The sequence below is a fragment of the Citrobacter sp. Cpo148 genome (genome assembly GCF_030332375.1).
Classification (GTDB): domain Bacteria; phylum Pseudomonadota; class Gammaproteobacteria; order Enterobacterales; family Enterobacteriaceae; genus Citrobacter; species Citrobacter portucalensis.
In genome coordinates, this window is sequence record NZ_JAOWHY010000023.1 from 1 (window position 1) to 309 (window position 309).

The 309-nt window shown below is 51.1% G+C and carries 1 protein-coding gene; it reads left to right on the top strand.

The genetic code is table 11. The features are described 5' to 3' along the window. On the top strand, positions 1–309 hold a 309-nt coding region (locus OGY10_RS00115), incomplete at both ends, for a phage tail protein (protein WP_286575996.1).

The window sequence follows — 309 nt, forward strand, 5'->3', positions numbered from 1 at the left end:
ACCTTGGTTTGGGAGAAGGCTCCGCGCTACCGGTGGGCGTACCGGTTCCGTGGCCTCTCCCGAACCCACCGCAGGGATGGCTAAAATATAACGGTGCACCCTTCGATAAAAACATATATCCGAAATTAGGGGCCATTTATCCGGCTGGCGTATTACCTGATTTACGCGGCGAGTTTATTCGCGGCTGGGATGATGGGCGGGGAGTGGATGCAGGGAGAATCATATTAGCTCAGCAGGGTGATGCTATTAGAAATATTACAGGTTTCGTGAGTGGTTCTTCTGGCGTTTCGTTTGATAGTTTTTCTGGTG